Annotated in this window: 20 protein-coding genes and 1 pseudogene; 10 read left to right on the forward strand and 11 right to left on the reverse strand. The window is 55.8% G+C overall.

Features of this window, described 5'->3' with window-relative positions; translation table 11 throughout:
* Positions 1-50 precede the first annotated feature (50 nt).
* Both CFBP5473_RS21430 and CFBP5473_RS21435 read right to left on the reverse strand, forming a co-directional pair.
* Positions 51-215 (reverse strand): annotated as a pseudogene (locus CFBP5473_RS21430) (Tn3 family transposase); the annotation flags it as partial.
* Between the two features lie 66 nt (positions 216-281).
* The gene (locus tag CFBP5473_RS21435; RefSeq protein ID WP_413228991.1) at positions 282-500 is read right to left on the reverse strand and encodes a hypothetical protein; all 219 of its coding nucleotides are present in this window, start codon (positions 498-500) and stop codon (positions 282-284) included.
* 201 nt (positions 501-701) lie between these two features.
* Here CFBP5473_RS21435 and CFBP5473_RS21440 point away from each other — a divergent pair, with 201 nt between their 5' ends.
* Entirely contained in the window at positions 702-1,808 is a 1,107-nt protein-coding gene (locus tag CFBP5473_RS21440) for a Fic family protein (protein ID WP_027677287.1), read from the forward strand.
* 298 nt (positions 1,809-2,106) lie between these two features.
* Here the strand turns inward: CFBP5473_RS21440 and CFBP5473_RS25125 are convergent, their stop codons facing one another.
* The 3 genes from CFBP5473_RS25125 to CFBP5473_RS25130 form a co-directional block, all read right to left on the reverse strand.
* The gene (locus CFBP5473_RS25125; RefSeq protein ID WP_157835827.1) at positions 2,107-2,274 is read right to left on the reverse strand and encodes a hypothetical protein; all 168 of its coding nucleotides are present in this window, start codon (positions 2,272-2,274) and stop codon (positions 2,107-2,109) included.
* A 28-nt stretch (positions 2,275-2,302) separates the two neighbouring features.
* On the reverse strand, positions 2,303-2,467 hold the full coding sequence (locus CFBP5473_RS21445) for a helix-turn-helix domain-containing protein (protein ID WP_106389483.1): 165 nt from the start codon (positions 2,465-2,467) through the stop codon (positions 2,303-2,305).
* A gap of 84 nt (positions 2,468-2,551) precedes the next feature.
* On the reverse strand, positions 2,552-2,722 hold the full coding sequence (locus CFBP5473_RS25130; RefSeq protein WP_169696910.1) for a hypothetical protein: 171 nt from the start codon (positions 2,720-2,722) through the stop codon (positions 2,552-2,554).
* A 329-nt stretch (positions 2,723-3,051) separates the two neighbouring features.
* Here CFBP5473_RS25130 and CFBP5473_RS21450 point away from each other — a divergent pair, with 329 nt between their 5' ends.
* Both CFBP5473_RS21450 and CFBP5473_RS21455 read left to right on the forward strand, forming a co-directional pair.
* Entirely contained in the window at positions 3,052-3,588 is a 537-nt protein-coding gene (locus tag CFBP5473_RS21450; protein ID WP_234881912.1) for an alpha/beta hydrolase, read from the forward strand.
* A 26-nt stretch (positions 3,589-3,614) separates the two neighbouring features.
* Complete coding sequence (locus CFBP5473_RS21455) at positions 3,615-3,953, forward strand: DoxX family protein (RefSeq protein WP_084631866.1); 339 nt, start codon at positions 3,615-3,617, stop codon at positions 3,951-3,953.
* 179 nt (positions 3,954-4,132) lie between these two features.
* Here the strand turns inward: CFBP5473_RS21455 and CFBP5473_RS21460 are convergent, their stop codons facing one another.
* From CFBP5473_RS21460 to CFBP5473_RS21480, 4 genes are all read right to left on the reverse strand, one after another.
* Positions 4,133-4,615 (reverse strand): cupin domain-containing protein, encoded by a 483-nt coding sequence (locus CFBP5473_RS21460; protein ID WP_136954420.1) that lies wholly within the window; start codon positions 4,613-4,615, stop codon positions 4,133-4,135.
* Between the two features lie 1,016 nt (positions 4,616-5,631).
* Positions 5,632-6,000, reverse strand: a complete 369-nt coding sequence (locus CFBP5473_RS21470; protein WP_037171832.1) for a response regulator — start codon at positions 5,998-6,000, stop codon at positions 5,632-5,634.
* A complete protein-coding gene (locus CFBP5473_RS21475) occupies positions 6,000-7,394 on the reverse strand; it encodes a sensor histidine kinase (RefSeq protein WP_136954421.1) in 1,395 nt (464 codons plus the stop codon). Before CFBP5473_RS21475 ends, CFBP5473_RS21470 begins: the two co-directional genes overlap by 1 nt.
* Positions 7,395-7,586: 192 nt before the next feature.
* Entirely contained in the window at positions 7,587-10,586 is a 3,000-nt protein-coding gene (locus CFBP5473_RS21480) for a PAS domain S-box protein (RefSeq protein WP_084631847.1), read from the reverse strand.
* Between the two features lie 235 nt (positions 10,587-10,821).
* Between CFBP5473_RS21480 and CFBP5473_RS21485 the strand changes: the two genes are divergently transcribed.
* The 5 genes from CFBP5473_RS21485 (at position 10,822) to CFBP5473_RS21505 (ending at position 17,861) form a co-directional block, all read left to right on the forward strand.
* Positions 10,822-13,959 carry a PAS domain-containing protein gene (locus CFBP5473_RS21485; protein WP_084631845.1) on the forward strand — a complete coding sequence of 1,046 codons (3,138 nt, stop codon included), beginning with the start codon at positions 10,822-10,824 and terminating at the stop codon, positions 13,957-13,959.
* Positions 13,960-14,145: 186 nt separating this feature from the next.
* Complete coding sequence (locus CFBP5473_RS21490; RefSeq protein WP_051441435.1) at positions 14,146-14,547, forward strand: cyclic nucleotide-binding domain-containing protein; 402 nt, start codon at positions 14,146-14,148, stop codon at positions 14,545-14,547.
* Between the two features lie 71 nt (positions 14,548-14,618).
* On the forward strand, positions 14,619-14,912 hold the full coding sequence (locus CFBP5473_RS25750) for a helix-turn-helix domain-containing protein (protein WP_413228995.1): 294 nt from the start codon (positions 14,619-14,621) through the stop codon (positions 14,910-14,912).
* A gap of 373 nt (positions 14,913-15,285) precedes the next feature.
* Positions 15,286-17,487, forward strand: a complete 2,202-nt coding sequence (locus CFBP5473_RS21500; protein ID WP_210163878.1) for a PAS domain-containing sensor histidine kinase — start codon at positions 15,286-15,288, stop codon at positions 17,485-17,487.
* Positions 17,487-17,861: a response regulator gene (locus CFBP5473_RS21505; protein ID WP_027677137.1), complete on the forward strand. Its 375-nt coding sequence runs from the start codon at positions 17,487-17,489 to the stop codon at positions 17,859-17,861. The genes CFBP5473_RS21500 and CFBP5473_RS21505 overlap by 1 nt, the downstream gene beginning before the upstream one ends.
* Positions 17,862-18,163: 302 nt before the next feature.
* On the opposite strand, the gene nhaA is transcribed toward CFBP5473_RS21505, so the two are convergent.
* Together nhaA and CFBP5473_RS21515 are read right to left on the reverse strand one after the other, a co-directional pair.
* Positions 18,164-19,363, reverse strand: coding sequence for a Na+/H+ antiporter NhaA (gene nhaA, locus CFBP5473_RS21510; RefSeq protein ID WP_027677136.1), 1,200 nt, complete (start codon positions 19,361-19,363; stop codon positions 18,164-18,166).
* Positions 19,364-19,535: 172 nt separating this feature from the next.
* Entirely contained in the window at positions 19,536-20,282 is a 747-nt protein-coding gene (locus CFBP5473_RS21515) for a potassium channel family protein (RefSeq protein ID WP_234881914.1), read from the reverse strand.
* 283 nt (positions 20,283-20,565) lie between these two features.
* Between CFBP5473_RS21515 and CFBP5473_RS21520 the strand changes: the two genes are divergently transcribed.
* The gene (locus CFBP5473_RS21520) at positions 20,566-22,548 is read left to right on the forward strand and encodes a BCCT family transporter (protein ID WP_027677134.1); all 1,983 of its coding nucleotides are present in this window, start codon (positions 20,566-20,568) and stop codon (positions 22,546-22,548) included.
* Positions 22,549-22,626: 78 nt separating this feature from the next.
* Positions 22,627-23,886, forward strand: a complete 1,260-nt coding sequence (locus tag CFBP5473_RS21525) for a DUF2254 domain-containing protein (protein WP_027677133.1) — start codon at positions 22,627-22,629, stop codon at positions 23,884-23,886.
* Positions 23,887-23,905 lie beyond the last annotated feature (19 nt).

Here is a 23,905-nt window from a genome sequence, read left to right on the forward strand (position 1 = left end):
CTTATGGTGCCGTCCTTGGGGTCGTTTGCGGGAGGGGGCGGGATTTTACGCTAAGGTTTCGGCCAACGATATTCTCCGGTGAGATTGATGTGTTCCCAACCGAGCGGCGAGACACGTGCCAGTAGATCGGTTGATAACGGCTTTCCGGCCCATTTCTGGTTGGCGACGACTTCGCCGAGTTTCATGGTGTTCCAGAAGATGATGATGACTGCGAGATGGTGCGCCGAGCCATCGGATGATCGCATGCAGCGCTGGTCAGAGCTGCTTTTTCGGCTCTGCCGTCAACTCGGCTTCGACCCACAGGCCTGACCGATCATCGTCCAGTCGATATAGCCATTCAAAAGTGGTGGTGATTTTCGGTCGACAATCAAACTGGCCAGATAAGGCCGTATATTCTCCAACGCTTGCCAGGATGCGATCGGAGCGATACGAAGCTCGCAGAACTCCGAAATTTTTCGCTGACAATGACGTGATGAAATGCCGTGTTTGGTCATGCTCATTCCGTTTCTCTCGGCATCAGTACCAAGGGCGAGCGGGAATATGAGGTGCCCGTTAACAAAATATGTTTAGGGCAAGAGGTTATCTGTTGATCGCTGCGTCTTGAATGGAGAGCCGCAGCTTGTGGCACTGAGCGATAGACGGACTTGCAATAGCTCATGTGTCGCAATAATTATGAGTTATAGAAAAGGCGGCTATAACTCATGAAATGGAACTGGCAAAACACTGATTGGCCAAACTTCAGGTACGACACCCCAAGCTTGTTACCGTTGGAGCAGAAATTCTTGCAGTCCGCCGGCGAGGTTATCGGTGCTGTCCGGCATTTCGACGAGGACGATAGCAACCAACTTCGCATTGAGCTGCTGAGCGATGAAGCGGTTAAGACCTCAGAGATTGAAGGGGAATATCTGGACCGCGTGAGTGTTCAGTCATCGCTCCGCCGGCAGTTCGGGCTAAGCACTGATGACAGGCAGATCCGTCCCCAAGAGCGGGGGATCGCCGAGATGATGGCGGATGTCTATCGAAGCTGGCATAGGCCGCTGCGTCACGAGGGACTGTTCCAGTGGCATTCAATGCTGATGGCCGGAAATCGATATATTGAAACGGTTGGTGCTTACCGCACGCATGAAGACGCCATGCAGATCGTGTCAGGTCGATTGGACAAGACCACAATCCACTTCGAGGCCCCCCCGTCTCGCCAGGTTACCGATGAGATGGAGACTTTCATTGCATGGTTCAATCAATCCGGGCCAGATGGTCAAACGTCGCTTCAAGCTTTGACGCGCGCAGCAGTAGGCCATCTTTATTTTGAAAGCATACATCCATTTGAGGATGGCAATGGCCGGCTCGGGCGCGCGCTCGCTGAGAAATCCCTGGCTCAGAACATAGGGCAGCCAAGCCTCATTTCACTCGCCTTTACGATCGAGAAGAGCCGGAAGGCCTACTACTCCGAACTTGAACGGCACCAACGCACGCTCGATATCACCGGCTGGATCATTTTCTTTGCAGAAACTATCCTGGATGCTCAACGGGCGACGCTTGAGCGCATAGATTTTTTCATTCAGAAAGCAAAGTTCTATGATCGTTTTCGAGGCCAGTTGAACGAGCGGCAGGAAAAGGTAGTCGCGCGCATCTTCAAGGAAGGCACGGCAGGCTTCAAGGGGGGGCTAAGTGCCGAAAACTACATTTCGATCACAGGCACATCCCGCGCTACAGCAACACGCGACCTTCAGCAGCTCGTGGAGATCGGTGCACTGACGCGTACGGGTGAACGTCGGCATACCCGCTACTCGCTGTCACTGGAGAAATAAATTTCGGCTAGGCAAAGCACTAGGTGAACGGCTGTTCGATTCCGCTAAAGGCGAAAAAAGCGCTCTATCGACGGGATCAGCGGCCACAGCAATGGCGCGACCACAACGTGCAACAGATAGCCTATCGAACGTCGACTGCAGCAGGCCGCCAGAATATCGGTCCGTTTCGACCTCGATCGCCGCCAAGGCGGGCAAGCGCAACTCCGACTATCTTCAACCGCCCACAGCGGAGTGAGGCGCTGCTCGTCCCTATCGCGCGACCGCCCCGTTACCGATCATCCAAGGGCGCTTCAGATCGCTACCGAAGCCATCCAGCAAAGACGACAGGCGCTCGTAGCGCTTCCTTGGTCGGCTCCCGAGCGTCAACGCCCTTCTTGGCCATATTATCTTCAACTGCCTGGTAAAGAAGGTCGCGGATCTCGCACAGATTGTGCTCGATGTTTTCGCTGGTTATGTCGTCTGACATCGTTTCCTCCAGAACGCTGGGCATGAAACTAGCTGAGCGCATGCTCGATGCGATGTACGTGATGCTCGGGCGGCAGGACGGCATCGCCTTCTTCAGCCGCTGCAATCTCCTGAACGGTCAACCCAGTCGCCATCGCAAGGTCTTCGAGACTGTAACCCTTAGCGAGCCGCGGCCCGGCGGCTTCCTGCAGCATTGATTACCGGTTTCATAAACTGATCCATTTCTTGATCCCCTTGAAAATTTTAGATGAATGCCTGAATGCCTCGCGGGTTTCGCCCTATTGCGAAACATCCCGGTCACCCTCCGGCCTGAGCCGGCGAAGGCGCTTTGTCTTTTCCGCGCGCAAACGGCGCTCCTCTTCAGCCGCATCGGCCGCAAACTTGTTGGTATGTTCAAAAATCGCCGTGCATTCTTGCACGGTCAGTTTGTTCCTGAGCCGGCTTGCCATGACAATCATCCATGAGGTTTTCTCATAGATGGGTGACACGGAGCACCCACACAATAGGTCGAAGCTTGCCGTCTGCTAGCGTACGGGGTCTATTCCAGGGCTTGTATCGCTGACACCGCAACGCCACATCCTGAGCGCCACCCCAAACAATCGTAAACCTGTACAGCGGCATCCGCCGACGTCTGCGTGACGGTATTCGCGGGGTGAGACGGCTGCTCCCTCTATGGTCGAGCGCCGTCGGCCTCCTTTTTACCGATAGGACCTCAATGCACTCTCGTGATCGCCTCATAGTTTTCCTTCACGGCATAGGCGCATCGGGCGCGCAGCTTATGCCTCTCTCCAACGCATGGAGGTCAAGCTTCCCGAACGCGCGTTTTGCAGCGCCGGACGCGCCACTCCATCACTGGAGGGGACACCAGTGGTTTTTGATCGAAGGCGACCCCCTTGATCCTGCTCGCATCCGAGCAGCACGCAAGACGTTCGACGATCTCATGACCGACGTCGTTCACCGTGAAGGCTTTAACGAGGCACATCATCGGGTTGCATTCGTCGGCGTCTCGCAAGGCGCGATCGTTGCGCTGGACGCAATTGCCTCAGGCAGGTGGCAGATCGGTGCACTTGTTTCATTCGCAGGCCTCTTGGCCCCTCAACAGGTTTCGCCGCTCAGCAAGACCACTCAGGTTCTTCTTGTTCACGGACAAGCGGACACGATTATCCCGGCCGCAGATTCGATGATGGCGGCTTCGCAGTTCCAGGCTGCCGGGTTCGAGGTCGAACTTGACGTGGAGCCCGGCGTCGGCCACACGATCTCTTCGAGCGGAGCCGATCGCGCACGTGCGTTCTTGCGTCGATCGTTAATTTCATGACAGCATCGGGGCCGGAAAGCTCACGGGTGAGCCTGGAGGCATGGCGAAACCGCGTGCGAGCCGGTTTCTTCATCTTTTACGCCATCGCGGGCGTTATGCATCTTGCCTATCCGAGACCATTCCTGACGATCACGCCACAGTGGGTTCCTCATGCATCGCTCGTCATCGCCCTGACAGGACTGTGCGAGATTGCTGGCGCGCTCGGCCTATGGCATTTTCGGCTCCGCAAACTCGCAGGTTTTGCGTTGGCAACATACGCCGTTTGTGTCTTTCCCGCGAACGTGAAACATGCCATCGACAGCATGAGGACCGCCGATCCGACGGTCTGGTCGTGGATGTACCATTGCATCCGCCTACCGCTCTAGCCTTTACTGGTATGGGGTGCACTGTTTGCCGGAGGAATAATCAACTGGCCTATCACAAAAAAGCATCGGTGATGCTCTACGTTCTGAACATTGCGCAGTTCGCACGGCGCACGCATCGCCTGAGAGACGCTGCGGCATGCGTAGGTCGTAATGTCGATGCTTCAGCGATAAAAGCTTGGTCAGCCCCATTTTTCGAGCAGCCCGCCTGAAGGGCCGTGGACCGGATCGGTCTCGGGTAAAGGAAGCGACGCAATCTTCTGCAGCATTTCCTCTGTGGCGGCTGATCGCTGGATATCGGCGTGCTCGTCCGCGGGATAAGCTCCAACGATCTGGAAATCTTCTGAGCTTCCGAGGTTCTGGTGACCTGTGCCAGCCGGCAGGAGGAGGCAGTCTCCTGACGAAACGTCTACCATTCGGCCGTCCGGGCCGCCGATTAGCAAGGTTGCAGTTCCACTTTTGACGCCCAGCACTTCATGGGCGCCGGCGTGATAGTGCTGGTAATCGAAGACGCCGTCTGTCCAGATCCCAGCCCAGGCGTTCAGGGCAAACAGCGTTTCAAAGTCATCGCCATCGTCGAGCTGAACCTGGTAATACAAAACGGGAAGCCGCTGATTGTTGGGTACCCAATCACTTGGCTCGAATACGATTGCCTCGACTTCCATGGCCGTTTCCTTCAAGACGAGGCCGGCTTGGTGCTCTCCCATCAATAGTCCTCATTCTTGCTTACCCGAAACAAGAACGATCGGGCGCAGCCATCGTTCCGAAGCCGACCGTTTGTGGAGCTTGGATGGGAGCCTCATCACGGGCTTGAAAGGCGTTTGAAGTCAGAAGGTGAGGGCTTTAGAATGCGTCAACGCGTTCCAAAGGCTGGAATTTCCATACTTATGATCCGGGATGATCTGGAGAGCAACAACGCCCAGCGGGCGGCAAGCCCGCCGCCGCCCAATCCCGTCCACCCGCATCGACCAATCGGGCACGGATCGGATCCAGCTTTTCTATTGCCATGTCCTTGTCGACGCCTTGTTTGCCCGAGACTCCAAAGTCATTCTCACTGTGGCAACGCTGATCTAGGTAGCAATCAGCGATGCCGAGTTGCCGTAAACCGTTGGTTCAGCCGTTCCTATCCGGAAAGGGAGTTCTTCGATTTACATTTCCCCGCAAACTCATTTGGTGCCTGTGATCTTGCACTCGAAGCGAGATTAGCGTTGCATATGGCGCGGATTTTCTTGATGAGGATATAACCTGAGAGACAGAAGCAGATCGAATTTGTGAGAATGATCGGCCACTCGGTTCTCAGGATGCCGAAAGTTGTCCACAGCGCGAAGCCAACGACCGTTAGTGCGTACATGCGTGCGGAGATCGCGTCTGTATCGCCAGTTTCGATTACCTTCCAAGTTCAGATTCTACAACGAAATATTCGCACTCCCTAATACTGAGACGACTTTATACCCACTACAAACAACAAAAACGGGTCACATGGACGCAAAAACAGATTGCTTTTAAGTCATCATATGAGCGCGCCAGTGCTTGCCTGCCCATATGGTCAGCCCATGCGTTGACTGGTCGCGTCGTCCCTCTTGGAAACTTCGGCCCTGATGTAATCGGGGTCAAGCCGAATTAAAAGTCGCGATATCATCGCATTTTTCGGCCGTTAAAGACATTGTCTGGGACACCCACGTCAACGGCGAAGCGTCACCAAAAAACACAGAACTTCGCGTTCCGAGTAAGGCTTGCCCACGAATCCAATCGGCTTGGACGCCTGCGCGAGCGCGCGGGTCCGCTCATCGAGGTTGGCGCTGACAAAGAGAGATGGCACGTCGAAGCGGTTGCGAAGCACCGCGGCCGTCTCCACACCGTTCGTTCCACGCGCAAGATTGACATCCATGATGGCAACGTCGACGGCTCCATCGACTTTCTCGGCAAGAGCAATTGCCTGTAGCATGTCCGATGCCTGCCCGACGACCGTGTGGCCGGCGTCGATCAGCATGTCCTCCAGGTCCAACGCCAGAAGCATCTCATCCTCGACGATCATCACGCGCAGCGGCATCAACGTGCCTCCGCCGGGAATGTGACCGCCCAGAACCCCTGGTCCTCGGGGTGTAAGATCGTGCCATCGATCTGGCTCGCCATGCTGGCGATCAGCCGTTGCGAAAGCTCGCTGGATGATGAGGCGACCTCATCGCCATGCACGCTCAAGACGCACTCGCTCGGCGAACGCCGTTTCAACGCCACTTGAACACGGCCGCCACCGGTGCGGTGGTTCCGCAGATCGTGGATCAGCTCACTGACTATCACCGAGACAGGAATCGCGCGCTCGGTGGTTAGAGAGATGTCGTCGATAGCAAGGTCGATCTCCGCTCCGCCGGCAACGGTGATGTCGCGACACAGCTTGTCCAGATGTTCTGCCATGTTGACGGCGAGCGAATTCTGGTCCCGGTAAAGACCCTCATGCACCGATATGATCGCCCGAACGCGAGAGATCGCCCGATCGAAAGCCTGGGCAAGAGCAGGATCTTCCAGGCGGCGTGCCTGAAGCCGCAAGGTGCTGACGACCAGTTGCAGGCTGTTCTTGACGCGGTGGTTCACCTCGGCCAGCAGAAGATCCTTCTGGGCGACCAGTTCGCTCTTCTCATCGAGAGCTGATGAAAGGGCAGCCTCGCGCTCGCGGTCGGGGGTCACGTCCATCAACACGCCAATCATCCTCACTTTGCCCGTCGATGTTCTGAGAACTTCGCCGCGCGAGGAAACGTGCCGTACAGTGCCGGAATCGACAATGCGATAGTCGAAGTTGATCACGGTATGGTCGGGGGATGCGATGGCGGAGGCAACGGTCTCACGAACTCGCCCCAGATCCTCTGGATGCATCTTTGCAAAGAATGGTGCCGCAACCGGTCCGCCTTCTCCCGGCTCGAAGCCGAACATCACGTCGACGGCGCCACTGCGACGCCAGAGGTCCGTCTCAGGCTCATATTCCCAAGACGCAAGGTCGGCCGCGTGAAGGGCAATGCGCAAACGCGCATCGGCCTCGCGCGCCTTCAGCACGCTTTCGGTTACGTCCATCGGGTTCTGGATGATGAATGCCGGCTTGCCACCGGCACCTGCGACGGGCGTATGAATAGGGGTCCAGAATTTCTGCACGAACCCACCACCGGGCTGCGGGATATCGTACTGAATGACCGCCATCTCATGCGGCTTTCCGGTTGCCAGCACGTGGCGAAGAGACACTTCCAAAGGTCCCTGCTCGACAGTGCCAGCGGCCTCGGGATTTTCCGGAAAAGCCTCAAGAATGGAACGGCCCACAATATCGTCCAACGTGCGGTCCGTAAGCGCCAGATAGGAATTGCTGGCACCCACGATGACCAGATCGGCATCGAGGATGAGATAAGGCTGCGGCATCCCTTGCACGATTGCGACGAGATCGGTGGCGGTCAAACTGTGCAAGAGGAATTGTTCTCCGGAGCGGCGGCACTCAGCTTATGACGATAGTCTTCCAGTTCTTGCCAGAAGAACCAACTCGCCCAACTCGCGGGCGCCGAAAAAGTTTCACCAGCATGCGCAAGAATTTCTCACCGGCCTATTCAAAGCTTGCGGTTCTGTGCGCTTTTCGCCTTTCAGCGATCAACGCGGACCTCGTCAACTCCCTGGTGCCGGCGCCGCGGAATTCAGCATGTCGCCGATACGCTTCGCCAGAACGGTCAGATCGAATGGTTTCGTTATGATTTCCATTCCCGGATCAAGGTGTCCATGATTGATAACGGCGTTTTCGGCGTAACCCGTAACGAACAGCACCTTGAGGCCCGGCCTCAGTTCGCGTGCCGCATCCGCGACCTGCCTGCCGTTCATCCCACCGGGTAATCCCACGTCAGTGATCAAAAGGTCGATCTGTTCTGTAGAACGGATAAGTTCCATTCCGGCCGGGCCATCGTCGGCTTCGATCGGCCGGTAGCCAAGCTCTTCGAGAACATCCACTATAAGCATTCGAACAAGCGGCTCGTCGTCGACTACGAGAACAGTCATCTGTTTGTCGGATTTATGGTCGGACAGAATGCCGCTCTCGACAGTTTCGTCTGCTGCCTTGACGCCGTCGTGACGTGGCAAGAATAGCGTGACCGTCGTTCCTTTGCCTACTTCGGACTGAACGCGGACCTGACCACCCGACTGCTTGGCGAACCCGAAGATCATGGACAGACCAAGTCCAGTTCCAACCCCTATCGGCTTCGTCGTGAAGAACGGTTCGAACACACGCTCGATGACATCGGCCGGTATCCCGACGCCGCTATCCGAGACGGACACCGAAACGTAGTCGCCTGGATCGAGATCGAGCGAGACAGCATCTTCGTCAAGCTTCCTGTTGTTGGCCTCGATGATGATTCTACCGCCGTCGGGCATGGCGTCGCGTGCGTTGATGCAAAGATTCAGGACAGCGTTTTCGAGCTGGTTCGGATCGACCAGGGTCGCCCAGAGATCGGCCCCAGCATGTGTCTCAATGTGTATTTGAGGACCAACCGTCCGTCGCACCAGTTCTTCCATGCCGTCTATCAACGCGACGACGTCGGTGGGCTTGGGTTCCAGTGTCTGACGCCGCGAGAACGCCAGCAATCTGTGGGTGAGCGCGGCGGCACGTTTGGTGGCGCCCTGCGCCGCGACCACGTACTTCTCCACCTCCATCAGTCTGCCCTGTTGGATGCGGGTCTCGATGAGTTCGAGGCTCCCAGAGATGCCGGCAAGAAGATTGTTGAAGTCGTGCGCCAAGCCACCTGTAAGCTGCCCTACGGCTTCCATTTTCTGCGATTGTCGAAGTGCTTCCTCGGCCCTCATCAGTTCAGACGTGCGTTCAAGCACCCGCTGCTCGAGATTGTCATTGAGGCTACGAAGCATGCCCGTTACGCGGTCTCGCTCTGCTTCCACCGCTCGTCTCGCGTCCACGTCAAGTAGAACGCCTGGGAAGTTCGCGGCCTTTCCGTCAGGCCCAAGATCCACTCTGCCATTGGCCTCGAGCCAGTAGTATTTGCCGTCCGCTCTGCGCGTTCGATATTGATGGGCGTAGGCGCCACCTCTCGCAATGGCCTCTTGGATGGCAGCCGCCAGTCCGGCTTGGTCATCTGGGTGAACTGTATCGACGATCTGAGCCAGTGGAATGCCGGTTCTCCCCAGTGAGGGATCTAGGCCAAATGCGGTTGCGAAGGCCTCGTCAACGGTGAACCGGTCATTCGGGATGTCCCAAACCCAGGTGCCTATAATTGCTCCAGCCGCAAGCGCGAGCTTCACGCGGTCCGCGTATTCTTTCACCCTTGTTTCGGATTCCCGCAACTCGAGCTCTCGCCTAGACCGCTCAGCCTCGGCTCTGACGCGTTCTGCCACGTCCCGGATAAATTCGATTTCACCGTCGCTCCAGTTTCGAGGCTCCGATTGGCCGACATAGAGCAGCGCTACGAGCTTCGATTGTTCGATGAGGGGAACGCTGACAAAGGATCTAATGCCTCTACCTTGGAGGGCTTCCGCAAATCCTTCTGTTCGCTGATTGCGCGCGACATCGCAGATGACAACAGGCTCGCCGCGCTTCAAGTCCTGATCGTAGAGGCCGTAGTCGCTTATAGAAATCGGCCCAGAAGGCAGTGACAACTCTTTGCTAGCCCAGTAGCTCTCGACAACGACGTCAGCTTCCGCACTCACATTCCCATAAGCAACGACGTTCGCATCCAATGCCACGCCCAGGATTTCCTGCGCTGCGCGTGCAATCTCTGTAGGATCAGAAAGGTCGCGAATTCTATCGCTCAACTGCTGGATGGAATTCCGGCGTGCTTCGTCTTCACGTCGAGCCGTCACATCATTGAAGAAGATAGCAATCTGGCGAGCGGCAGGATCGCCGACCCGCAACGCTCGGACATCGAACCATCTCGAAAAGGCTTTGGCGTAGCTTTCGAAATTCGCAGGTTCCCCCGTCCTGGCAACGTGTCCGTACGTCTCGAACCAGAACTTCTCCAAATCCGGTGCGAATTCCGTCACCCACTTTCCGCGCAGGTTGACGCCTGCCTGTTGCTCGAATGCAGGATTGGCCTGGAGAAAACGATAATCGATCGGATGATCGTTCTCGTCGAACTTCACCTCAACGATCGCAAAGGCCGTCTCGACCGCGTCGACGATCGTGCGGAGCCACTCCTCGTTCTGCTGAAGCTGATCGTAAGTGCGACGCTGCTCTGTTCTGTCTCGCAGCACCTTTACGAAGCCTTGCGCGCTGTCGTCCTCGTCCTTCAGGACGAACATTTCGCCCAATGCGAAGAAGCGTGTGCCGTCCTTACGAAGATGCCAGCGCTCGTCATTGGCCCGGCCATCCTTCAGCGCCAGGGCCATTTCCGTTTCCATACGGCCGACAGCCCGATCTTCCGACGTGAAGATGGCTTCGGCGGTGCCTCCAACCATCTCCTGCGCGGTCCACCCCATGATGGAGTGCGCAGCTTTATTCCAATCGGTGATCACGCCGTTGAGATCCGTCGCTATGATCGCGTAATCGATGGTGCTTTGAAAGATCGCATCCCGACGCGCTTTCCGCGCGCTAGACTGGCCTTGCGCGCGCAATGCCAGAACTTCGGCTTCCAAATCTTCCCGTGACAGTTTTTCGAGAGTTGAGGTCACTTAACACCTTCGGCGTTTCCGCACATTGCACCGCAGACATCGAGCAGCGATAAGAATGCCGCCCCATGCTTTTGTAAATTACCTTGAATTCGTTTCGGCTCATCATCAGTGGAGACCGCAGTCTCTGCAGCTTTCATTTTTTAGCGAACTATCATGAGGTAACATGGGACGCTACATAATTTGACATGCTGTGGCACAAATTGACACGATATTTACTCCGTGCCATACCGGAGAAATGGCACACCGTCTCACCCGCAATGTTTCGCTCACTTCCGAACTGGAAGGTTATATCAACGAACAACTGGCAAGTGGCGAATATGCCAATGCGAGCGAAGTCGTCCGCGCGGGTCTACGTGCTCTGCGCGGGGTCGCTCCAGCAGCGCTTGCTACCGCTTGGCCTATTGGCGGGGGAGAATGTGGTGCCTACATCAGGGACAAGGATTGGTCTCAAACGCCGTTGGGCGCCGTTGAACGCTGGAGCATCGAGCTTCGCACGACCGTTGCGAATATCGTCAATTCGCCGGTTGCGAAGGTGGTGATGTGGGGTCCCTCGCGCATCATGCTCTACAACGACGCCTACAGTAAGATTGCAGGTCCCAAGCATCCTCAGGCGCTTGGAAGCGATGTCGCCGACGTATGGCCGGAAATATGGGACTGGAACAGGGAGATGATACAGGCGGGGATGCGCGGCGAGCTGCGATCCTACCAGGACCAACCCCTGACGCTTGTACGTGATGGTCGCGAGCATCACTTCATCTTCGATCTTTTCTACACGCCGGTCTACGACGCAAGTGGATCAGTGGGCGGCGTGATGTGCACGGTCGTCGACAACACCGATCGCATCGACATGGAGAAGAGGCTCGCTGACAGCGAAGCAGAGCTGCGCGGCGTCACCGACGCTGTCCCAATGCTCATATCCTGCGTTGATCATGACCACGTCTACACCTTCGCCAATGGCACCTACAAGGAGTGGTTCGGCACTGATCCGCAAGAGATGGTCGGCCGTAAGGTCGCCGATATCATCGGCGAGAAAGCTTACCAGAACCGCCGCCCCGATATCGAGCGCGCGCTCCAAGGCGAGACTGTCGTCGCTGAAGCGGACATCGCCCATGCCGGCGGATCGCCGCGACGCATCGAGATCCGCTATGTACCAAGGTATGAGCGCAACGGCAGCATTTCCGGCGTCTTCATACTTGGGATAGATATCGAGGAGCGGGCGGTTCGCGAAGCGGAAGTTGCAATCAGCAACAATCGTTTCCGGACAGCCATGGATGCGGTTCACGGAGTGCTTTGGACCAATACTGCGGACGGCCAGATGATGGGCGAGCAGCCGGGCTGGTCGAATTTAACCGGACAGTCTTTTGACGAGTACCAGGGCTTCGGTTGGGCAAGTGCTGTTCATCCTGAAGACCAGGAGGCTAGCGTAGCCGCATGGAGCGAGGCCGTCGCCACCAAATCCATGTTCATTCACGAGCACCGCGTGCGACGCCACGATGGAGCGTGGCGTCAATTTGCGATCAGGGCGCTCCCAATCATCGGATCGAAAGGCGACATCGTCGAGTGGGTCGGCGTTCATACCGACATCTCACACCAGCGGGCGGCAGAAGCTTCCTTACGAGAGCAAGCGGAGATGCTGTCGCGTCAGGTTCGTCACCGTGAACGGGCGGAGGAACAGCTCAGACAACTAAACGAGAACCTCGAGGCTCGCGTTATTTCCGAAATCGCCGAAAGGCGGCAGACCGAGGTCAAGCTTGCCCAAGCCCAGAAGATGGAGACGGTGGGCAAGCTGACGGGCGGCGTTGCGCACGACTTCAACAACCTGCTTCAGGTCGTTTCTGGAAACCTCCAACTCCTTGGCAAGGATGTTGCTGGTAACGAGCGTGCGGAAAAGAAGATCGCAAACGCGATGGCGGGCGTGGCACGCGGTTCGAAATTGGCAAGCCAGCTCCTCGCGTTCGGCCGCAGGCAGGCACTGGAACCCAAGACGGTCAACGTAAGTCGTTTCGTCCAAGGCATGGACGACATGATCCGTCGTGCCATCGGAGAAGCCATCGAAGTCGAGACCGTAGTGGGTGGAGGACTGTGGAACACCTTCATCGATCCAACGCAGATCGAAAACGCTTTGCTCAACCTTGCCATCAATGCGCGCGACGCCATGGACGGTCGGGGCAAGCTGACGATCGAACTGTCCAACGCCCATCTGGATGACGATTACGCACGAACGCATGAAGAGGTTGTGCCTGGTCAATACGTGATGATGGCTGTGTCCGATACCGGCTCCGGCATGTCGGCCGAGATCATCGAAAAGGTTTTCGAGCCGTTCTTCTCGACCAAGGCTGAAGGGAAAGGGTCCGGACTGGGCCTTTCCATGGTCTACGGTTTCGTGAAGCAGTCCGGCGGCCACATCAAGATTTACTCCGAGGTAGGGCATGGTACGACGATCAAGCTCTATCTGCCTCGCGCACTCGACGCTGAAGACATTGAAGTCCTTGTCGACAACGGACCAATCGTGGGCGGTACGGAAACGGTTCTCGTCGTGGAGGATGACGCCGAGGTTCGCGAGACCGTAGTCGCCATGCTGACAGATCTCGGCTACCGCACGCTCAAGGCCGTGGATCCGGATTCGGCCCTTACCGTCATCGATAGCGGCATTCCAATCGACATCCTCTTCACCGACGTCGTCATGCCCGGAACAATGAAAAGCCCAGAGCTGGCTCGCAAGGCGAAGGAAAGGCTACCCCACATCGCGGTCCTGTTCACTTCCGGATATACGGAGAACTCAATCGTTCACGGGGGTCGACTTGATGCGGGCGTCGAACTTCTCTCGAAGCCCTATACGCGTGAGGCGTTGGCACGCAAGTTTCGGCATGTCCTCGCCAACCAAGCGCAGCGAAAAGCTCTGCCGAAAAAGTCCGAAAGAGGCACTCAGTCGATTAATCTTGGCATGCATCCTTCGGAAGGGGAGAAAGTTGGTCGCAAGACCGTCCTGCTTGTCGAAGACGATGGCTTGATCCGGATGAATACGGCAGAGATGCTGGAGGATGCAGGTCTTATCGTGGTCGAGGCGGAAAGTGCCGAAGAAGCCAGAGCTGCTCTTCAGACGATGGCAATCGATGTCCTTGTGACAGACGTCAACTTGCCGGGCGCGTCAGGAGTTCAGCTTGCGGAAGAAGCGAAAAACCGACATCCCTCTACCTTGATCGTGTTCGCGACGGGCGATCCCGCGTCGGTGAGAGATCAGAAGCATGCTGTGGTCATCGCCAAGCCATATGATGCGCGTAGCCTTGCGTCTACGATAACCGGGGGGAACGACCGTTTGGTGACTGCGAAGGACGAGTCTAGGTCGGTTGTAGACGCCATGGACAAGGAATAGAACTTCAGGTTCGCGCCTGACGCGGACCTTCTCCACAAAGGCCGACGCCGTCGACTGCCGTCACCCAAAATAATCCACTGATTCGACAGTGATTGTTATGCGTGTTAGCGTCGACTATCGTTTGCAGATTGATGAGGGCGCAGACGGCTGAGAGCCTATTCGCTCTGGCCCCAAGGGGAGAGAGCTATGACCAGCACTCCTTACTCCCATTCGCAGAACCAGCTACTCACGATGTTGCCCGCTCCATCACGGCGACGGCTTTTTTCGAAGCTAGAACTCGTGCCGCTGGTGCAAGGCTACCGCATCGCGTCCAAAGGCGAGATTATCAAATTCGTCTACTTCATGAATTCCGGGGTCGGATCGGTCATCGTCTCGTCAAGCAAAGGTCGCATGTCGGAAACCGGCATCATTGGCAATGACGGTTTTGCTCCCTTGGCGTTGAGCTTTGGAATTGATCGGAGCCCATTCGACATTATCGTCCAATGCGAAGGAGATGGGTTCCGGATGGGGCAGATGCGTTTCAAGAAATCATGTTATGCGATCCAATCGTCGCGCAAATGGCTCGTTGGTACGCTCATATTTTCTTGATCCAGGCAGCTTGTACGGCCCATTCCAACGCTCTTGACAAGGTCGAGGTCCGTTTGGCTCGTTGGTTATTGATGTGCCATGATCGGATTTGGGGGAACAAGATCGCACTTACCCATGAGTATCTTGCACTTATGCTCGCCGTTCGCCGTCCAAGCGTTACGACAGCGTTGCACGTGTTGGAGGGAGACGGCTACATTCGTTCAACGCGAGGCGAGATATTTATCCGGGATAGGAAAGCTTTAGAGCAGTTTGTTGGCAGCTCATACGGCCATCCCGAACAGGAATATGCCGATTTTGTTCATTGGATGGAAAGCGAGCGCCACACTTGGAACGTCGATTGTCACTCCAGATTTGCGCCGCAATAGCTCCCTCAAACAACGAGCGTCTATCAAACCACCATCCCATCTTCGGTCGCGTAGAAAATTCAGCGAAACTGGAAAATTCTAGACGTTCCGGAAATGCGGACCCAGACGTTTTGTTTTGTCGCTAGCTCCGCTTCCTTTCAACGACCTCCTACTTTAATGCATAAAAGAGCGGTTGTGTAATAACACCATCCTCCTTGGAGAAGTGGTAGCGAGATTGAAACAAGCACACATTGGTGAGAGTAAACGAGGCTGTTGTGGCGCGGTAGAATTGCTCAGTCAGGTCGATTGGGGTTCATCACCGCTAGGCGCGCGCAACAAATGGCCGCAAAGTCTTGTTACTGCAGTGGACATAATGATGGGTTCCGGACACGCCATGTGCATTGCATGGGGGCCTGAACGCACGTTTCTCTATAATGAAGCCTACGTACCCATGCTCGGTGCTCGCCATCCAAAGGCAATGGGCATGCCCATGCGCGAAGTATGGTCCGATGTTTGGCCAGACATTGAAGCACTTGTGGACGCAACCTTCGAAGGGGAAACGTCCAGCTTTACCGACATGCCGTTGACGATGACGCGCCATGGCTATCCCGAGGAGACCTGCTGGACGTTTTCCTATTCTCCGATCCGCGACGAACAAGGAGATGTGGCCGGCCTTCTCAACGTTACGCTTGAAACGACCGCGCGTGTCCTAGCGGAACAGCAGCGCGACAAGGCACTTGCAGACCTTGGGGCTAACGAAGCCAAGTGGCGTCAAGTCTTCGAGACGTTGGAAGAGGGCTTCATCCTTGGCGAAGTGGTGCGAAACTCCGAAGGTCAAATCGTTGACTGGCGATATGACGAGGTAAACGACGCTTGGTATGATCTCGTGGGGATAGAGCCTGGGCGTGCCTTGGGCCGGACGATTCGCGAGATATTTCCAGGCATTGAAGACGAGTGGGTACTGGAGTTCGCAAGGGTCGTCGAGACAGGGGAGCCAATTCGCTTCACCCGTCAGGTTGGCAGGCTCGAACGATGGTATGACGGCGTCTGTCAACCAGCGGGCGACGATCGGTTCACTGTGATCTTTCTTGAAGTTACCGACCGTATTCGCGCCGAGCAGAGACGCGAAGCACTTGTCGAACTCGCAAGAATATTATCCGCATCGACCAATCTCGATGAAATGACGAATGCCGCGACTGCCCTCATCGGCAAGTCCCTCAACGTCGGGCGAGTTGGTTATGGAACAGTCGGTACCGACGGAGAAACGTTTATCGTTCCCACCGACTGGACGGCGGAAGGCTATCCAAGTCTGGCCGGTACCTACAGAATGGACGATTATGGCGGTTATGCCGTCGACCTGAGACACGGGCGTACCGTCGTCATTTCCGATATTCGTCTCGATCCTCGCACATCGGCGGACACGGCTCCTTTGGAAAGCGTTTCCGTTCGAAGCCTGATCAATCTGCCCGTTGTTGAAAATGGTCGCACTGTTGCGGTTCTCTATGTGAATGACGACAAGCCACGCAACTGGACCCTTGACGAGATCGCCTTCATCGCTGACGCTGCCAACCGAACCAGAACAGCGTTAGAACGGCGTCGCGCCGAGCAGGAGGCTCATAGCAATGCAAGCTTTCTAAGAAGCGTTCTCGCGGCTTCGACCGATTGTATCAAGGTCCTCAATCTTGAAGGAGAGCTTACCTTCATGAGCGAGGGCGGCATGAAGGTCATGGAGATCAGCGACTTCAATTCCGTCAAAGGTTGCCCATGGCCGGATTTTCTTAAAGGTTCTGGTGGGGAGTTGGCGAAGAACGCGATTGCCGCGGCGAAGCAGGGAAAATCGACACACTTCGAAGCATTTGCAGATACCTATCTCGGTACGCCGAAATTCTGGTCGGTTTCGGTATCCCCAATCACGGACCCGGACGGAACCGTATCGAGCATCCTTTCCGTCTCTCGCGATCATAGCGCCTTGGAAGAAGCGCGCCAGCAACAGCGCCTTCTCAACGGCGAGCTCGATCACCGTTTGAAGAACGTTCTGACGATCGTTCAGTCGATTGCCAATCAGACGCTGCGGGACGCGACGACGTTGGAGGATGCATCCGCCGCCTTCTCGTCACGCCTGGCATCACTGGGGCGCGCCACCGACGTACTGACCGCTACCTCATGGGAGGTCGCTGATCTTAAAGCTGTTGTTGAGGCAGGACTGACCGCTGTCGATGGGAAGCGAGACCGGATCGATGTCGAAGGTCCACGTATCCGTCTGACACCTCAGGCAGCCCTTGCCCTGACTCTGGCTATCCATGAGCTGAGCACAAATGCTCTGAAATATGGAGCACTGAGCAACGATAGTGGTTCCGTGACGTTAGGATGGTCAGTAACGCCCGTCGAGGGCGATCAGCAATTATCCCTGCTGTGGCAAGAACGGGGAGGACCAGCGGTTTCTCCTCCGACTCGAAAAGGCTTCGGGTCTCGAATGATCGAGCGTTCCTTACGCTCTTACTTCAAAGGAATGACGTCGCTTAGCTACCCGGTCGAAGGCGTCGAGTTTAGAATAGATGCGCCTCTTTCAGGGGCGGGCGAATTGGAGACTGCATAATGGGCCAGGCAGACACGGCACGCACCATTCTCATCGTTGAGGACGAGGTGTTCATCCGTCACGACCTGATGGACTTCTTCGAAGATCGTGGCTTCGTGGTCTTTGAGGCAGAAGACGCCGACCACGCCATTGCGGTGCTGGAAGCAAATCCGATCATCCAGATCGTTTTGACCGACATCCAGATGCCCGGTTCTATGGATGGATTGCGGCTTGCTCATTATGTCCGTGATCGCTACCCACCAACCGTTCTGGTGATCGCATCGGGAGCCGTGAAAGTGACGGACAGCGATCTTCCGGATCGCGCGATGTTCGTCGCCAAGCCTTTCGATCCGAGATTCATTCTCCGTCAGATCGAGCGGTTGTCATCCTCTTAGCCGCCGCTTCCGAAGTTGATGCGGCACGAAAAGGGCGGAAATTTTGCCGGTTGCATCACATGTTATGTGGAACATTAAGGCTCTGGACATCGGTTGTGACTTAATCAAGTTCATCGCTTAGCGGTTGATACCGAAGACGTCAACTTACCCAAAGGTTTAGCTAAGCAAAATTATGTTGTCGGGGGTTCTGATCCTATCAAGGCGGTGGTTAAGGCGGCTTTGCGCCAATAGCAGTCGTCGCCTCCATTTCAAACATTGCGTTTGGCACGGTGGCGACGCAGGGTGGTTACGCCGTAACTTGATCATTCCGGGTTTTGTCTCTTTTTACGCCTGCTCGATACGGTCAGGATGATGGACCCAACGACACCTGATACCAGCGACCCCATGAGTATCCCGATCTTGACGTGATCCTGCACAGCCGGGTCGTTGAAGGCGAGCAGGCCGATGAACAGCGACATCGTGAAGCCAATACCGCACAGAAGCGCTGTACCGGTCACTTGGCCCCAGCTTGCCTGCGCTGGAAGTTGAGCCCATTTTAGCTTGACCAGCAATGTGACGACGCCAAGTACGCCGACCAGCTTGCCGATGACGAGGCCGCCTGCAACGCCCATTGTCAACGGCTCGCTGAAGACCGAAAGGCTTAGGCCAGAAAGCGAAACGCCTGCATTGGCGAAGCCGAAGATCGGCACAATGATGAATGCAACAGGCTTGTGCAGCGCATGCTCTAGGTGATGCAGTGGAGACTTGTCCGTCGTTGCTTCCGGGGTGCCAGGGGTGAGCTTCAATGGAATGGTCAATGCCAGCATCACGCCAGCAAGTGTGGCATGAACGCCAGAGGCAAAGACGAGCACCCAGAGCACGGCGCCGAGCACCAGATACGGCCACAGCACCTTTACATTCATCTTGTTGAAGATAAAGAGGTTACCCCAAACGAGGGCGGCGCCTATGAGAGCGATCAGATTCAGATCTGCTGTGTAGAACAGGGCGATGACGATGACAGCTCCCAGGTCATCGATGATGGCAAGCGCCGCAAGAAATATTTTCAGCGACGTCGGAACACGTGATCCGAACAGTGAGAGGACGCCGAGGGCAAAGGCGATGTCAGTCGCTGTCGGTATGGCCCATCCTTGCAAGGCGACTGGATTGTCGCGGTTCAGCAGAGCATAGAAGAGTGCGGGGAATAGCATACCGCCCGCAGCAGCCGCACCCGGCAAAACCCTGCGGCTCCAGGTGGAGAGTTGGCCATCCAGCATCTCGCGTTTGATTTCAAGACCAACCATCAGGAAAAACACCGCCATCAAGGCATCGTTGATCCAGTGCTGAAGGCTGAGAGGTCCGATGTAGACGTGCAGGATGTGAAAGTAGTTTTCCGCCAGCGGCGAGTTCGCCGTCATGATCGCCAGAAGGGCGACCGCCATAAGGACGAGGCCGCCGGAGGACTCGCTGTCGAGAAACTTGCGAAGTGTGGAATTGATGCGACCTGGATTTGATGTCGAAGACACAGGCTCACCCTCCCTAAGTTGGAAGTTGATCTTAGTCTCCGTGGATTTCGGGGGAACCCGCAGCGCACGCAGCACGCGCTGTAGGACAGCCTTATACTAAACCTCTGATTAGGTTTCCACAAAAACCGATATCGTTCTCAGATAAAAACGCATACTTCTGAGCGTTTTTGGCTCAATCATTATCGTTTGGAATGTTCAACAAATGCCCGCAAGCTTTGCAGTGAACGGCGTCGACCTCGTGCCTTTGCAGACCACATTTTTCGCATGCATAGGACACCTTGTAGGGTCGCACGATCGACTGCGCCAGCCTGACGAAGAGGGAGATGCCGACAATCATAGTGACGACGGACGTGAGCTTACCAAGCGGGCCAGGCAGCGTGATGTCGCCAAATCCCGTCGTGGTCATCGTCGCAACCGTGAAGTAGAGCGCGTCAACGAAGCCGACGAGACCGCTCTGGTGATAGAAGAACGTCGTGTAGACAAATCCTGTCACCATGAAGAGGAAGACGAGGAAGTTTAACGACGCACGGGCCACATCCTTGTAATGGTGACAACCGAGCTTGTTCAAAATGACGGCAAAGAGCGGACTTTCACCAACAGCCCAAAGCCGCATGGCTCGTAGGAACGCGAAATTGAACAGGGCGTTCGGAAACAGCAACGTAGCGAGAATGGCAAGATCGATCCATGTCATCGGCTTCCTTAGAAACACACCGAGTGAGCCGGTTGCAAATGCGCGCGCAAGCAACTCCGCCGTTATCCAGATCGCGATCATGTAATCGATGATCAGGTAAGACGGCCCGGTGCGCAGAAACGGGCCGAATATAAAGAACGAAATGATGCTGACATCGATGACGGCCAAAATGGCTTGCCAACGTAGCGCCCAAGCGTCGCGCCCACGTTCGATGCGCCGCAACTTCATTTGTAAAATCTCGAGGCGGGATGGGACCGATCTCTTACTGCGTGTCGTAGATGTCATTCACATTGGATACGGGCGAGCGCCAGCCTGGTCAACATGACGGCGTCAACATGCCTCCGGAACGAGCGGCCGGAAGACCGCGATGGAGCCAATTCCAAGCTAATGCATTTCCCCTACCGAAAGATGTCCAATCTGTGACGATCTTTTGTCGAAACTCTTACCTGACTCAAAGAGGATATTTGAAAATCGATTTGAGCAATATGCATGAGGGGGCACGTTCAAACGTATGAAATCGTTCGTCATTAATCCGCCCGTATTCTACGGATCAGTCATTATCATCGCCCTGTTCGTGGCAATTGGGATCGCACTCCCTGGCCAAGCAGAGGCTCTCTTCACTGCCATTCAAGGCTCGATACTTGGTGCCTTCGGATGGTTCTATCTGCTCTCTGTTGGCATATTTCTCGCCGCCATGCTGCTTTTGTGCTTCGGTAGGTTTGGTAATCTTAAACTAGGCCCGGACGATTCTGTTCCAGAGTTCAGGTTCTTGTCTTGGATCGCAATGCTATTTGCCGCTGGCATGGGCATTGGACTGATGTTCTACGCCGTCGGCGAGCCCATGACGCATTACCTAGCACCACCGACCGCCGAACCGAAGACCGTGGCGGCCATGCGCGAAGCCATGACCGTGACCTTCTTCCACTGGGGCATTCACGCCTGGGCCATTTATGCCGTCGTTGGTCTGTCTCTTGCCTATTTTGGTTATCGCTATAATCTTCCACTGACCGTTCGCTCTGGCCTCTACCCACTGCTCAAGAACAAGATCAACGGTCCGATTGGACACGCGGTCGATATTTTCGCCATCGTCGGCACTATGTTCGGTATCGCGACGTCGCTTGGACTTGGTGTCGCGCAGATCAACGCAGGCCTTAATCACCTTCTGGGCGTGCCAATCAGTACGACTGTCCAGCTTGTTCTGATCGTCCTCGTCACCGCGATGGCGACCGTCTCTGTGGTGACCGGCCTTGATAAGGGTGTGCGCATTCTGTCGGAGACCAACCTCGTCGTCGCCGTCCTTCTGATGCTTTTTGTCCTCGTGACAGGACCGACGACGCAGCTCTTCCGGGATTTCGTGCAGAACCTCGGCTTGTATTTCGACACTCTCGTTCTCAGGACGTTTAACATCTACGCCTATGAGCCGACGCCCTGGATCGATTCCTGGACGCTGTTCTACTGGGCCTGGTGGATATCCTGGTCACCGTTTGTCGGTATGTTCATTGCCCGCATCTCGCGCGGCAGAACGGTTCGTGAGTTCATCGCCGCCGTGCTATTCATCCCAGCAGGCTTCACCTTTTTCTGGATGACGGTGTTCGGTAATACTGCAATGTTCATTGACACTGGTGCGGCTTCAGGAGCGCTGGGTGCCGCGATTTCAGACGACGTATCGGTCGGTCTCTTCCGCTTTTTCGAGTATCTGCCTCTCTCGGGACTTACTTCGACACTGGCTGTTCTTTTGGTCTGCATCTTTTTCATCACGTCAGCGGATTCGGGCGCGCTTGTGGTCGATTCGATTGCGGCCGGTGGAGAAACCGAAACGACCACAGGGCAACGCGTCTTCTGGTGCTCCATGGAGGGCGTGGTTGCAGCCTGCCTGCTCATGGCAGGTGGACTGAGTGCACTTCAATCCGCGACCGTCGCGAGTGCTCTACCGTTCACTTTCGTCATGTTGGCACTTGTGGTTTCTCTTTATCTTGGGATGCAGCAGGATCTTGCGCAATTGGAGGTTCATAGCGCCCGCAACGCCGTACCGGCAGAGCCGGCGTCGGGACAAACTTGGCAGCGTCGTCTTGCACTGATGCTTGCAACGACCACCGAGAAAGAAGTCGTTCGTTTCATCGACGAGAAGGTGGCTCCAGCCTTAGACAAGGTCGCGGCAGAACTGCAATCGAGAGGTCGCCCGACGGAGGTCGAACGTGAAGCTCCCGGTCTTGTCACACTTCGATGCCCAGCCTCTGATGTTCGTGACTTCATCTACGGTGTCACGGTGCAGAAGCATCGCGTCGCAAGTTTCACGACGATCCGGGCAGGAAAAGCGGAGTACCGCTACGAAGCACGCACGTTCTTCTCAAGCGGCAATAGCGGCTATGATCTTATGGGTATGACGCAGGATCAGATCATCAGCGACGTTCTCATTCAGTTTGAACGTTATCTGCACCTCGTGCATTCGCCGGAATTCCAGCTTGTGCACGGGGCTCCTGAGCACACTGCCTAAGGGCTCAGCCTTACGATAATCATCACCCACTCGACGCTACGTCCGCATGGGTGATCACCTGCTTGGAGCTTTGCTGAAATGAAATCAAAGTGGCGATGGTGGCTTGGGCGTTTGGTCCGGCGAATTTGGTTCAGGGCCACTTTGTTTTCGATCGCGGGCGTTTTGACCGCGTTGCTGGCGGTCGCACTATCCCCCTACATTCCCGAGGAGTTGCCGACAAAAATTGGTGCCGATGCGGTTGATAAAATACTCGGCATCATCGCTTCGAGCATGTTGACGGTCACGACTTTTTCCCTGAGCACGATGGTATCGGCTTATTCCGCCGCAACCACAAACGTAACGCCAAGAGCCACAACGCTGGTTATGGAAGACAGTACGACACAGAACGTGCTGGCGACCTTTGTAGGCTCATTCCTCTTCAGTCTCGTCGGGATCATTGCGCTTACAACGGGGGCGTACGGGGACAGGGGACGCGTCATCCTGTTTGTCGTGACCCTCGGTGTCATCGTTCTCATCATCGTCACCTTACTGCGATGGATCGACCATCTTTCGCGACTCGGCCGAGTCACGGAAACGACGGAACGCGTCGAGCGAGCGACAGTGGAAGCGCTGAGGGTATGGATCGAGATGCCGCATCTTGGGGGCAATAGATTAAGCGAACACGACACGAGAACGCGCGAACCCAACTTGCCGATCTGTCAGGAAAGCGTTGGATATGTTCAGCATGTCGATGCCGGCGTTCTCTCTGCAATAGCGGAGGAATTCGACGTAGAGATTGCCGTTGTCGCAATCGCTGGCAAGTTAGTTGCGCCCAAAACGCCACTGGCATGGGTCACGGGTAAGCTTCCCGAAGATGCTCGCGAAAAGCTTGCGGCAGCCTTTACTGTTGGAGATGTGAGGTCGTTCGATCAGGATCCTCGCTTCGGTGCAGCGGTGTTGTCGGAGATCGCCTCCAGAGCGTTGTCGCCAGCCGTCAACGATCCAGGGACTGCAATCGACGTCATCTCCAGAGCTGCACGTGTACTGGCAGTGCTGGATGGAAAGTCGGAAACAAAAGACGTGGAATACCCAAAGCTGTTCGTTGCGCCTGTAACGGTCGAAGATCTGTTCGACGACTTGTTCCTCCCGATTGCCCGAGATGGCGCCGCGCTCGTCGAGGTTTCATTGCGGCTACAGAAAACATTCGCAATACTTGCGCAGTTCAACAACCCCGAATTTAGGAACGCGTCGCTCGAGCATTCTGCTGTCGCTCTTAAGCGATGCGAAGCCTCCGCAATGATCCAAGACGACATTACGAAGGTTCACAAGGTAGCAGACCTCATCCAGCAGGCGAATTGATGCTAGGTTGCAACATTGC

This window comes from Agrobacterium larrymoorei, assembly GCF_005145045.1.
GTDB classification, from domain to species: domain Bacteria; phylum Pseudomonadota; class Alphaproteobacteria; order Rhizobiales; family Rhizobiaceae; genus Agrobacterium; species Agrobacterium larrymoorei.

Excerpts from the sequence above, each read along its gene's own strand:
- CFBP5473_RS21485 (WP_084631845.1), top strand. The coding sequence starts at position 10,822 with ATGGCACACCGTCTCACCCGCAATGTTTCGCTCACTTCCGAACTGGAA.
- CFBP5473_RS21505 (WP_027677137.1), top strand. The coding sequence starts at position 17,487 with ATGGGCCAGGCAGACACGGCACGCACCATTCTCATCGTTGAGGACGAG.
- CFBP5473_RS25125 (WP_157835827.1), bottom strand. The coding sequence starts at position 2,274 with ATGTCAGACGACATAACCAGCGAAAACATCGAGCACAATCTGTGCGAG.
- CFBP5473_RS21460 (WP_136954420.1), bottom strand. The coding sequence starts at position 4,615 with ATGGAAGTCGAGGCAATCGTATTCGAGCCAAGTGATTGGGTACCCAAC.
- CFBP5473_RS21515 (WP_234881914.1), bottom strand. The coding sequence starts at position 20,282 with ATGAAGTTGCGGCGCATCGAACGTGGGCGCGACGCTTGGGCGCTACGT.
- CFBP5473_RS21440 (WP_027677287.1), top strand. The coding sequence starts at position 702 with ATGAAATGGAACTGGCAAAACACTGATTGGCCAAACTTCAGGTACGAC.
- CFBP5473_RS21500 (WP_210163878.1), top strand. The coding sequence starts at position 15,286 with ATGTGCATTGCATGGGGGCCTGAACGCACGTTTCTCTATAATGAAGCC.
- CFBP5473_RS21445 (WP_106389483.1), bottom strand. The coding sequence starts at position 2,467 with ATGCTGCAGGAAGCCGCCGGGCCGCGGCTCGCTAAGGGTTACAGTCTC.
- CFBP5473_RS21470 (WP_037171832.1), bottom strand. The coding sequence starts at position 6,000 with ATGCCGCTGCGCGTGATGATCGTCGAGGATGAGATGCTTCTGGCGTTG.
- CFBP5473_RS21525 (WP_027677133.1), top strand. The coding sequence starts at position 22,627 with ATGAAATCAAAGTGGCGATGGTGGCTTGGGCGTTTGGTCCGGCGAATT.
- CFBP5473_RS21450 (WP_234881912.1), top strand. The coding sequence starts at position 3,052 with ATGCCTCTCTCCAACGCATGGAGGTCAAGCTTCCCGAACGCGCGTTTT.
- CFBP5473_RS21520 (WP_027677134.1), top strand. The coding sequence starts at position 20,566 with ATGAAATCGTTCGTCATTAATCCGCCCGTATTCTACGGATCAGTCATT.
- CFBP5473_RS25750 (WP_413228995.1), top strand. The coding sequence starts at position 14,619 with ATGTGCCATGATCGGATTTGGGGGAACAAGATCGCACTTACCCATGAG.
- CFBP5473_RS25130 (WP_169696910.1), bottom strand. The coding sequence starts at position 2,722 with ATGGCAAGCCGGCTCAGGAACAAACTGACCGTGCAAGAATGCACGGCG.
- CFBP5473_RS21490 (WP_051441435.1), top strand. The coding sequence starts at position 14,146 with ATGACCAGCACTCCTTACTCCCATTCGCAGAACCAGCTACTCACGATG.
- CFBP5473_RS21435 (WP_413228991.1), bottom strand. The coding sequence starts at position 500 with ATGAGCATGACCAAACACGGCATTTCATCACGTCATTGTCAGCGAAAA.